We start from the raw sequence: 1,016 nt of genomic DNA, 5'->3' as shown, positions 1-1,016 counted from the left end.
GCTAAGCGGTTTAAAGAAAGTGAAATCCCACTATTGAACATCATTCCAATTTGTTCATATATTGATTTTGATGAAAAGGGAAATATTGAATATGACATGCGCTGGAATATAGATTTGCTTTCTGATTACTTAATTGAGGCCTTACCCAGTGAAGCGAAACTAAAGACTGCAAAGGCGATACAGAGCCAATTCGTTAAGAAAAAATTTGCGCRGACTATCGTGGGTACGTTCACGGCCATTGCCAGTCTAATCGGTGCCGAGCCAATCCCTTTTGCTGATTTTCCAATATTGACTGGTATCCAAGGCCTGATGATTGTTGTTATTGGTTTTATCGCAGATAAAGATATCAATACGAAAACTGCCAGTGAATTCATCACAGCTTTAGGAATTAACGTCGGAATTGGTCTGCTTGTCAGGGAAGGTGTTCGTGCTGCAGTTCGATTCATTCCAGGTGCTGGTCTTGCTGTTTCAGGTGCGGTAGCGGGAGCTGTTACTTATGGTATCGGTCAAGCTGCCATTGCATATTTCATAGAAAATAAAGATATGAATCAAGCAAAAGAAGCTTATAAGAATGCTAATAAACAATATAAAAATGAAGACATTGACTCTTAATGTACAGATTCAAACTGTAATCACCACTAAAGTGATATGATAAAGGTGAGTTCTAGCAGATGCTGATTCCCCTGCTAGATGGTATAGGATATTTTTTTACATATATAGAAGGGATGATCTTCATGTCGTTTTTTCAATCAGCAGAGCAAAAAGAATATATACAAAAATTAGAGGCGGCGATTAAGTCTTTTTCCAGACGATCTGAAAATCTTGATGAATCAAAAGGCTTTCCTTTTGAAAACATTCAGGAATTAAAGGATTTCGGATATCCTAAATTAACGCTAGCAAAAGAGTATGGAGGTAATGGTGGTTCCTTGTATGATTTCCTCCTTAGCCAGGAGAAAATAGCAGAGTATTGTGGTCCAACTGCTTTAGGAATCGGCTGGCATGTAGGAACGGTACTT

General features: G+C 38.3%; 2 protein-coding genes. Both read left to right on the top strand.

Annotation, left to right across the window (positions count from 1 at the left end):
- Positions 1–612, top strand: a 612-nt coding sequence (locus AC1DUW_RS30355; protein WP_477644379.1) for a YcjF family protein, incomplete at its 5' end; no start/stop codon positions are given.
- Positions 613–734: 122 nt separating this feature from the next.
- The coding region (locus AC1DUW_RS30350; RefSeq protein ID WP_477644378.1) for an acyl-CoA dehydrogenase family protein at positions 735–1,016 on the top strand (282 nt) is incomplete at its 3' end.

This window comes from Peribacillus sp. P4_C12 (genome assembly GCF_056402095.1).
Note: the sequence above shows the minus strand (reverse complement) of the source record. Positions and strands in the feature narration are given on the sequence as shown.